General features: G+C 67.4%; 2 protein-coding genes. One reads left to right on the forward strand and one right to left on the reverse strand.

The window, feature by feature from the left end; genetic code table 11:
* Positions 1 to 50 precede the first annotated feature (50 nt).
* On the forward strand, positions 51 to 749 hold the full coding sequence (locus tag AC069R_RS34035; protein WP_478770559.1) for a VOC family protein: 699 nt from the start codon (positions 51 to 53) through the stop codon (positions 747 to 749).
* Between the two features lie 60 nt (positions 750 to 809).
* On the opposite strand, the gene AC069R_RS34040 is transcribed toward AC069R_RS34035, so the two are convergent.
* Positions 810 to 1,706 (reverse strand): IS982 family transposase, encoded by an 897-nt coding sequence (locus AC069R_RS34040; RefSeq protein WP_478770560.1) that lies wholly within the window; start codon positions 1,704 to 1,706, stop codon positions 810 to 812.
* Between the last annotated feature and the right edge of the window lie 48 nt (positions 1,707 to 1,754).

Raw genomic sequence — 1,754 nt, forward strand, 5'->3', positions numbered from 1 at the left:
GGGCCGAATGGTTGAGAGGAGTTGTCGGACCTGCACGCTACGTTGAGCGCATGACCTATGTAGAGGGCAAGATCGAGCGCATCAGGCCGCAGCAGTTCCACGAGACCATCGGCCTGGAGGACTGGCGTGTGCTGGGCGAGGGGGCGTGCGCGTACTACCGCACCGGGTCGTTCACGGTCGGCGCCGGGCTCGTGCAGGCGATCAGCGAGTTGCCGGGCGTGGGGGACGGGTACCCGGACGTCGACCTGCGGCACGAGGGGGTGACCATACGGCTGATCACGATCACGGACGATTATTACGGGCTGACCGAGGGGCACATCGAGCTGGCCCGGCAGATCTCGGCAGTGGCGCGCACGCTGGACATCCCAGCCGACCCGTCCGCCGTGCAGACCGTCCAGGTCACCGTCGATGCCCTCGCCGTTCCCGACGTGGTGCCCTTCTGGCGTGCCCTGCTCGGTTACCAGGACCGTGCGAACAGCGGCGAAGACCTGATCGACCCGCACCGCCGCGGAGCACCGTTCTACTTCCAGCACATGGACGCACCGCGCCCGCAGCGCAACCGGGTCCACGTCGACGTCTGGGTGCCATACGACCAGGCCGAGGCACGGATAGCCGCGGCGCTCGCCGCCGGTGGCCGCCTGGTGAACGACGCCGACGCGCCGTCAAACTGGGTGCTGGCCGACCCCGAGGGCAACGAGGCGTGTGTCGGCGTGGCCGGGCCGCCCAAGACGGCCGCTGACCGCCCGTGAACGCCCTTGCCCCGACGAGACCACGTCGCCGGTTGAGCACGAGGCACCGTTACGTGGCGGTCAGTGATCGAATGCGGTCAGCGACCGAAGGACAGGGGCGCCGGTCTTGTGGTTGTGCCAGATCGTGGCAGCCATCGCGAGGATGCGCTGGGCGACCCGGACGGCCACGCCCTCGAAGGTGCGTCCGCCGTGCTGTTCGAGGTCCAACTGGCCCTTCAGCGTGTCGTTGACCGACTCGATCAGCTGCCGCACCGACTTCAGCAGAGACTCGCCCTTGCGCCGCTGTTCCCGTTTGAAGGACGGCCGGAGCAGTTCAGCGCCTCGCATCGCGAGGTCGTTTTCGAACTCCTTGGAGGCGAAGCCCTTGTCCGCGATGACCAACAGCCCCGGCCGGTCGGTGGCCAGGTGCGGCTCGCGGTCCAGCATCGAGGCCAGCACCTCCCGCTCGTCGATCTTCGGGTTCGCGAGTGCCCACGTGATGGGCATGCCGGTCGGGGTGCAGACCAGGTGCAGGCGCAGACCCCAGAAGAACCGCGAGTGGGAGGCGCAGTACCCGTATCCGGCCCAGCCGGCCATATCCGACCGCTTCACCGTGGGCCGGGACCTGCCGCATGGCACCGGCATGGAGTCGACGATCCAGTGGTTGTCGAACCAGAAGTCGCTGTCCACGGCAAGCAGCCGTATCGCCTTCTTGACCAGTGGCAACGCGGCCCGCAGCCGCTTGTTGTATCCGGGCCGCTTGGGCAGGTACGGGAACATCGAGCCCAGGTTGGCATGGGCGAACCGCAGCCAGCGGGCTTCCGATGCGAAGCCCAGCAGAGCCTGCGCGACGGCCAGACAGACCAGCTCGGAGTCGCTCAACTGCGGTGGCCTGCCCAGGCATCGGCTCTCTCCAATCTCGTCGTCGACCTTCACGTACAGTCCGGTGATGAGGGTGTCCAGGTGTTCGTTCGTCACAAAACGATCTTGGGCACCCTCCCTGTGCGCTCAGACGGACTGACAACA

Source organism: Streptomyces sp. NPDC043952 (genome assembly GCF_056435325.1).

Excerpts from the sequence above, each read along its gene's own strand:
- AC069R_RS34035 (WP_478770559.1), top strand. The coding sequence starts at position 51 with ATGACCTATGTAGAGGGCAAGATCGAGCGCATCAGGCCGCAGCAGTTC.